This window comes from Lederbergia sp. B243.17 (assembly GCF_057657925.1).
Genome location: NZ_JBWBKF010000059.1, coordinates 52,226 through 58,736 on the forward strand (window position 1 = coordinate 52,226; position 6,511 = coordinate 58,736).

Annotated in this window: 6 protein-coding genes; 1 reads left to right on the forward strand and 5 read right to left on the reverse strand. The window is 48.1% G+C overall.

All coding sequences use genetic code 11. From position 1 onward, the window contains the following. Nucleotides 1-66: 66 nt before the first annotated feature. Together selD and AC0TWI_RS11400 are read right to left on the reverse strand one after the other, a co-directional pair. Nucleotides 67-1,113 carry a selenide, water dikinase SelD gene (selD, locus tag AC0TWI_RS11395; RefSeq protein WP_488126471.1) on the reverse strand — a complete coding sequence of 349 codons (1,047 nt, stop codon included), beginning with the start codon at nt 1,111-1,113 and terminating at the stop codon, nt 67-69. Between the two features lie 16 nt (nt 1,114-1,129). Further along, nucleotides 1,130-1,879 (reverse strand): metallophosphoesterase family protein, encoded by a 750-nt coding sequence (locus AC0TWI_RS11400; protein WP_488126472.1) that lies wholly within the window; start codon nt 1,877-1,879, stop codon nt 1,130-1,132. 125 nt (nt 1,880-2,004) lie between these two features. On the opposite strand from AC0TWI_RS11400, the gene AC0TWI_RS11405 reads away from it, so the two are divergent. Further along, on the forward strand, nt 2,005-3,381 hold the full coding sequence (locus tag AC0TWI_RS11405; RefSeq protein WP_488126473.1) for an MFS transporter: 1,377 nt from the start codon (nt 2,005-2,007) through the stop codon (nt 3,379-3,381). A 48-nt stretch (nt 3,382-3,429) separates the two neighbouring features. Here AC0TWI_RS11405 and AC0TWI_RS11410 read toward each other — a convergent pair whose 3' ends face one another. The 3 genes from AC0TWI_RS11410 to AC0TWI_RS11420 form a co-directional block, all read right to left on the reverse strand. Next, the gene (locus AC0TWI_RS11410) at nt 3,430-4,464 is read right to left on the reverse strand and encodes a cytochrome d ubiquinol oxidase subunit II (RefSeq protein WP_488126474.1); all 1,035 of its coding nucleotides are present in this window, start codon (nt 4,462-4,464) and stop codon (nt 3,430-3,432) included. After that, nucleotides 4,461-5,828: a cytochrome ubiquinol oxidase subunit I gene (locus AC0TWI_RS11415; protein WP_488126475.1), complete on the reverse strand. Its 1,368-nt coding sequence runs from the start codon at nt 5,826-5,828 to the stop codon at nt 4,461-4,463. The genes AC0TWI_RS11410 and AC0TWI_RS11415 overlap by 4 nt, the downstream gene beginning before the upstream one ends. A gap of 269 nt (nt 5,829-6,097) precedes the next feature. After that, the coding region (locus AC0TWI_RS11420) for a transposase (protein WP_488126476.1) at nt 6,098-6,511 on the reverse strand (414 nt) is incomplete at its 5' end.

Consider the following 6,511-nt stretch of genomic DNA (forward strand, 5'->3'; position numbering starts at 1 on the left):
ACTTTATCGAAAGAAAGTGTGGGGCCAAGCATTTTTCAGGCCGCTTATCGCCTAGTTGACACAGTCTTACGGTTTTACAACAACATGTCCAGGCTGTTCCGCGGTTACCTCACCAATAATCTTCGCCTCGACACCTGCATCGGTCAGTTTTTTCAGCAGCGTGTCCGCTTCTTCACCCGCTACGCTCATAAGCAAACCGCCTGAAGTGACCGCGTCGCATAAAATCCATTGATCAATCTGATCCATCGATTCTGGAAAAGTGACCGATCCTTGCAAATGGGCATAGTTGTTTTTCGTTCCGCCCGGGATTACGCCCGATTCGGCCAATTCCCGTACTCTGTCCAAAACCGGAACCTCGCTTTTGTAAATCGTCAATCCTGCGCTGCTCCCTTTCGCCATCTCCGAGGCATGTCCAAGGAGACCAAATCCTGTTACATCGGTACACGAATTGACGGTGAAATCGGCCATCGTTTCGGCTGCGGTTTTGTTCAAAGTTGCCATTACCTTCGTCACACGTTCGATTTCAGCCTCGTTCAATAGACCCTTCTTGAGCGATGAGCTCAAAATGCCGACACCGATCGGTTTGGTCAAAATCAGCTTATCGCCAGGCTTAGCTCCTGCATTTGTACGGATTTTTCCTGGATGGACTGTACCTGTTACCGCCATTCCGAATTTCGGCTCGCGGTCTTCAATGGAGTGCCCGCCAACAAGGGTTGCTCCGGCCTCCTTTAGCTTATCCGCTGCCCCGCGAAGAATATCGGCGAGAATCTCTTTATCCAGATCTGCTATAGGGAACGCAACGATATTTAAGGCCGTGATCGGAGTGCCGCCCATCGCATAGATATCGCTGATTGCATTTGCGGCTGCAACCTGGCCGAATGAATAAGGGTCGTCTACAATCGGTGTAAAAAAATCAAGTGTTTGAACAATTGCCAAATCTTCCGTCAGCTTATATACTCCTGCATCATCACTAGTATCGAGTCCGACCAGTAGATTCTGGTCCGGCACAGCTGCAGGCAGCATGCGGATAACGTCAGCGAGATCGCTCGGGCCGATTTTGCAGCCGCAGCCTCCTTTTGATGATAAGGACGTCAATTTTATCTTATCTTCCATTTTCCATCAGCCTTTCCTAACTGCTCTCTCTTATGCTTGAAGGGAGCAATTTCTTTTTTCTTACTGAAAATTGTTTATATGCTCCGTCTTTCAGTTCCAGACAATTCAGTTGGTTGCCAAAAACACATCCGCCGTCGATGCCGATCTTTTTCTCACCGAAAAAGATGCCAGCTTCTTTATGCAAATATATTGTCGGCGTATGGCCATGAATAAATACTTGGTCAAATGAATGGCCGGAATCCAGGAACGGTTCACGGATCCAAATCATTTCATATTCGCTTGTCTCTTTCCAATCCCCATGCACAGGATTGATGCCTGCATGGACAAACACATAGTCAGGCGTCTCATAATAGTAAGGTAGTTCTTCGATGAATCGGATCAGGCCGGCATGCTTCATTCGAATTGTCTCTGCCGCTTCTTGGAGTGCCGCAACTTCATCAACAGAAGGAGCTGCCGGCAAATTAAGAAAGGAGCGAATCGTCTCCATGCCGCCATTCCGGGAGTATCTGTCCAACAGTCCGAGCGGATCTTCAAGCCAGTCGCAAAACATCTTATCATGATTCCCTTTCAGTGCGACTACACCGTGATGCTCAACCAGTTCCTTTATATAGTAAAGAACATCCACGCTGTTCTCCCCCCGGTCGACATAGTCGCCGAGCAGGATGAGCTGATCCTTTTCCGGCTTGTAATCCACCGTCTGCAGCAACTCGAGCATCTCCTCATAACACCCATGGATATCACTGATTGCAAGAATCCTTTCATTCATACGAAAAAACCCCAATCTCCACTTTACTAAATACTACACCTTTCCCAAGCGGCACATCAAGACACCCGCTCAAAAAAGAACAAAGGGACTAGCCCCCCAAAGCAATATTAATCGGAGGAGAGGGAATGTTATGGGGAAGGGTTCATGAAAGGGTGGTTCGCATGATGAGGAAGGCCGGGTACAGCCCAAGGCTGCTCGTATTGACAATCGGGTTGGGCACATTGCTGAACCCGCTTAATTCTTCTATGATCTCCGTTGCCTTGACACGGATGCAGCGAGAGTTCGGCCTGACTTTTTCCGATGCATCTTGGCTTATCTCCGTATTTTACCTTGCCAGTGCAGCTGCACAGCCGGTTATGGGCAAGCTGAGCGATATGTTCGGGCCGAAAAAGCTGTTTATGACCGGATTGACGATTGTCGCGGCTTCTTCTATTCTTGCACCGTTTTCACCAAATTTCGGTGCTCTTCTCGGATGCAGAGCATTGCAAGCGATAGGAAGTTCGACCCTGTTTCCAAGCGGTATGAGCATGGTACGCACTCATATAACTGAAGGACAGGCCAAGGCGCTCGCGACATTATCTATCTTCGCGTCGACTTCAGCGGCATTCGGTCCCTCGATCGGAGGCTTTCTGATTGAAGGATGGGACTGGCCGGCGATATTTCTCATAAATCTCCCGTTTATCCTCCTCGGATTTACGATGGCGCTTTTTATCCTGCCGTCATCCGGTCCCGGAAAAATTGAATGGAAAAAGATCGACTTTCTTGGTATCGCTCTTTTCATTAGTGCGATGTGCGGCTTGATTTTATTTTTGCTTTCGCTCGAAGGCAGCATTAACTTACTGGCACTTGCTCTTTTTCTCGCTGCAGGAGGCCTCTTCTTTTTTTATGAGAGCAGGCATGAAGAGCCGTTCATTGATGTTCGCAGTTTGGGGAAAAGCCATGCCGTAACGCGGATTTATCTTCAATTTATCCTCATCAACCTTGTCTACTATTGTTACTTTTTCGGCTTTCCGACATTTTTGCTTCAGGTGCACCATTACAGCGAAAGGCATACAGGGCTGATCATGCTTGCGCTGGCCGGATTCGGAGTCATCGTCGCACCTATTGCCGGCCGGATGATTGAACGTTACGGCTCCAAGGTGCCGCTGCTTGCCGGGGCCGCCATTTTAACTGCAGGAACGGCTCTATTGCTGACATTACATGAAGATTCTTCTTTATTGTGGCTGCTCGTTATTATGGCCGTACTTGGCATGAGCAATGGCTTTAACAACATTTCGATGCAAACAGCACTGTATGAACATGTAAAGCCGGAGGAAACAGGGTCAGCTTCAGGCCTATTCCAAACAAGCCGTTACATCGGCTCCATTCTGTCCTCCAGCCTGCTCGGCATCGCCTTCAACCGGCACTTGGACACCCAACACCTCCATAATGTCGCGCTCATCTGTCTCGCCTTTTGTGCATTCATTCTCCTCCTCACCTTTCTTCTTCCTTCGAGAAAATGAGGAAAAGGGGGTCTGTCTCTGCTGCTTTACAGCAGAGAACAGACCCCCTTAGTTTTTTTGCCGGAGATAGCGTTTGTCGTTCATAAAAAGACTCCAGAAATAGATGAAGCCCGGGAAGAGGATGGCGAATCCCACGATATAGGTGATGAACACGGCCCGGAAGGAGTTGGGATCCGTGAAAGCATCATGGATGTTAATATCCTGATAAACGATATAAGGCAGATGGGCTTTTCCATACACATAACTTGCCACAAAGTATTGCAGGATGGCCGCGATGACGGACAGCCTCGGCATCCCCCTGACGTTTTTATCCGTAACGGAGCGAGAGAACAGCCCGACCCCGGCAACGAGGAAGAATACCAAAGAGAGCAGCAATAACGGGAGGTGATCCATCATCCGCTCAAATAGCCAGGGAGCCTCTCCCCTCATCGTGAGCATGATAAGAAAGGCCATCAAGACGGAAACCGGGCCTAAAACGCGGCCGTCACGCATGTATACCTTATATGCCTCCATTTCATCGGAAGCCTTTGAATAATCGGCCAGAAGCAGTGAGGACAAGAATAACGTACTGCTGATTGCAAAACCGATAAAGGCATACACATTCGGACTGGAAAATAGCGCTCCCAAGTTCAGAACCGGGTTGCCATTGATGTAATCGATGAAGCCTCCGTGGGTGATCGGAAGTACACTGATCAGCAGGCCCGGGATCAGGATTCCGGTAATTCCTGATATATACGTAAGCGGCTTTTTATATTCGATCGCAATATTGGAAAACACGAGAAAAGCACTTCGTAAGGCGAGAAGCAGGAGTATGGCGCTGCCCGGGATGAGCAGGATTGTCCCGAGGGTATAGGCGGCTTTGGGGAACAGACTATATACAGCCACGACAAGGGCGACGATGAATGTATTGGTCACTTCCCATGTCGGGGATAAATAGCGGTTCGCAATATTGGTCGCTTTTGTTTTTTCCCGGTTTATATAAAGCATGGACCAAAATCCGGCCCCGAAATCCATCGTTGCCATGATGGAATAGATAAACACAAATCCCCATAAGACTGAGATTGCAAGTAAAGCACTCGTCATTTTGGACCGCCTCCATTTTTGCTCGCCAGCAGTTTTGCCTCGGCTTTGCGAAAATCATCCAACTCCGTATTTTTTCTGAAGAAGTATAAGAGAACCGCTACGACAGCAATGGCCAGGATGACATAAACCGAAATGAACAGAATGAAGAGGATGCCCAGGTTCGTTGCGGTTGTCGCAGATTCCGATGTCTTTAACACATGGTAAATGACCCATGGCTGACGGCCGGTACAGGCGAAAATCCATCCGCACTCAATCGCTGCAACAGCCAGAGGCCCCGAGGCAACTAAAAGCCACAGAAAAGGCTTCGGATATTTATCCTTCTTCAGCCACTTTCTCCATGCAAACCCTGCTATGGCAATCATAATAAGCAAGGAGCCGATCAATACCATCGCATTGAACAGGGTATGGATGAATAAAGGGGGCCAGAGCTCTTCTGGAAAATCATTCAAGCCGACGACAACCGTATCAAAGCTGTTTCCGGCAAGAAAGCTAAGGGCCCAAGGAATTTCAATCGCCCCTTTGATTTCTTTTGTCTCTCTGTCGGTGACTCCGCCAATTGCCAGCGGGGCATGGGATTGCGTCTCAAACAACCCTTCAGCCGCAGCCAACTTTTCAGGCTGGTATTTATGTAAGTATTGAGCGGAGGCATGCCCGTTTAAAGCGGAGAGAATTGCAAAAATCCCGCCGATAACAAGACTGATCATCAGCGCTTTTTGGTGAAATGCGTATAGCCGCGAGCCATGTGGATTCCGCATCATTTTAAAGGCCGCCACCGACGCAACGACGAAAGCACCAACGACATAAGCAGTTAAAGCGACATGTCCCGAAGTGACAAAAAAGCTTGGGTTGAAAAATGCCGCCCAAGGGTCAATATCGACGAATTTTCCATTCTCTATCCTGAAACCGGCCGGTGTCCCCTGGAAAGCATGAACATTTGTGATCAATACGGCAGACGCGAGCGCTCCTAATCCAACAAAGATCAAACTGATGATCCGCATCCATGGCGGAATCCTTTCAGCCGCATAAGCGTAGATTGACATAAATAATGCTTCAACAAAAAATGCGTAAATTTCAATTTGAAATGGCAGCGGCATGACGCGGCCGATAACTTCCATGAAACCGGGCCAAAGCAGAGAAAGCTGAACGCCGGCAATGGTGCCCGTCGGTATGCCCACACCGAGCAAAATCGCGAAGGTCTTTGTCCAGCGCTTCGCCATGACTACGTAATCCAGATCCTTTGTCCGCTGATACATAATTTCCGCTGTCAAAATCATCAGCGGCAATCCTACGCCGATCGTCGCAAAAATAATATGAAATGCCATTGTTGTGCCAAACAGTGATCGAGCGACCAATAAATCATCCATTTCAAGTTTTCCTCCCGCAAGAAATTCCCAACAAGCATATCCTGCCCAAAACAGCGGAAAACATTTAGCGGATGCCCATTTGCTCATCTCGGCAGCTGCAAACGCTTTTGTATAAACCACAAAAAAACTTCAAAAAAACAGACCTTATGAAAGGTCTGTTCAGAGTGTAGACAAAAGGGTTGGAAATCGATTTGATTTCCAACCCTTTTGTCATTTAGAAGCGATATTTATTAAAGATGAGCTGTCGTTTCCCATTGTACCGGATCCGATTACGCCATAACTGGCGTTTTCCATGTCCAGTTGGCCAGCTTCTTAAGGTTTAAAGCAGCAAAAGTCAGCATCGTCTGCATGGACAATTTTTTTAGCCCCCTAAGGGTTGTCCACCGCATGCCATGCTTTTCTTTGGCATCGGCAAAAACACGTTCGATCGTCTCTTTGCGCTTTCCGTATATCTCTTTGATTTCATGATGATGTCTCAAGTCCTCCGCCACCTCCAGGTCCTTCTGCCAGATATGGCGTTGAATGATCTTCTTATGGTTCTTACTCTGCGTACACTGGCTAATCACAGGACAGGATTTACAGATCGAAGGTTGCGAGGCATACTGGCGGTATCCTTCCTTTGTGGTGGTCCGGTAGGAAAGGATCTGTCCTTTCGGACAAATATAACCGTCATTGTGTTTGTC

What these genes read in the sequence shown, in the direction of transcription:
- selD (WP_488126471.1), bottom strand. Translation starts at nt 1,113, where the DNA reads ATGGAAGATAAGATAAAATTGACGTCCTTATCATCAAAAGGAGGCTGC.
- AC0TWI_RS11400 (WP_488126472.1), bottom strand. Translation starts at nt 1,879, where the DNA reads ATGAATGAAAGGATTCTTGCAATCAGTGATATCCATGGGTGTTATGAG.
- AC0TWI_RS11415 (WP_488126475.1), bottom strand. Translation starts at nt 5,828, where the DNA reads ATGGATGATTTATTGGTCGCTCGATCACTGTTTGGCACAACAATGGCA.
- AC0TWI_RS11410 (WP_488126474.1), bottom strand. Translation starts at nt 4,464, where the DNA reads ATGACGAGTGCTTTACTTGCAATCTCAGTCTTATGGGGATTTGTGTTT.
- AC0TWI_RS11405 (WP_488126473.1), top strand. Translation starts at nt 2,005, where the DNA reads ATGTTATGGGGAAGGGTTCATGAAAGGGTGGTTCGCATGATGAGGAAG.